Genomic DNA, 688 nt, shown 5'->3' on the forward strand with positions numbered 1-688 from the left:
CCCGGGTTGTCGGCGGCGTAGGCGAGCCAGGCCGCGCCGACGGCGTTGCCGTCGTCGCCCGGCGCGGACGGCACGTGCAGGCGGGAAAAGCTCGAGCGCTCGAGCACCCGCCCGTTGTAGGACGAGTTGAGGCCGCAGCCGCCGGCGATCACCAGGTTCTCGTGCGGGCTGAGCGCCCAGGCCTCGGCGACGAGGATGTCCATCAACTCCGAAAACACCTCCTGGCCGCTCCTGGCGAGATCGGCCCAGCCGGCCTCGCCGAGATCGGCCGGGCGGCGGCTCAGGATCGTCGCGACCACGTCGCGCACGGTGGCGTCGTCGGTGAACTTCAGGCGGCCGCCCTCCGCCGTGTACAGGCGGCGCAGCTGCGCGACGAGCGCGGGATCGGAGCGGCCGTAGGGCGCGAGCCCCATGATCTTCCATTCCTCGCCCTTGAGCTGGTCGAAGCCGGCGAGGTCCGTGACGAGCCCGTAGAGGAAGCCGACCGAGCCGCGGCCGCGGTGGCGCCGCACCTCGGCGATGCGGCCCGCCTCCATCCGGTAGAGCGCGGCCGCGCCGGTCTCGCCCATGCCGTCGACGATCACCGCGGTCGCGTCCGAGAACGGGCTGCCCCACAGGGCGTAGGCGGCGTGGGTGAGGTGGTGGGGGAAGCGGTCCTGCCGCACGATCCGCGCGCGCGCCGCGCCGC

General features: G+C 74.1%; 1 protein-coding gene. It reads right to left on the reverse strand.

From position 1 onward, the window contains the following. On the reverse strand, nucleotides 1-688 hold a 688-nt coding region (locus tag FV223_RS29220; RefSeq protein ID WP_281407490.1), incomplete at both ends, for a carbamoyltransferase N-terminal domain-containing protein.

This window comes from Methylobacterium sp. WL116, assembly GCF_008039455.1.
In the GTDB taxonomy this organism is placed as follows: Bacteria; Pseudomonadota; Alphaproteobacteria; order Rhizobiales; family Beijerinckiaceae; genus Methylobacterium.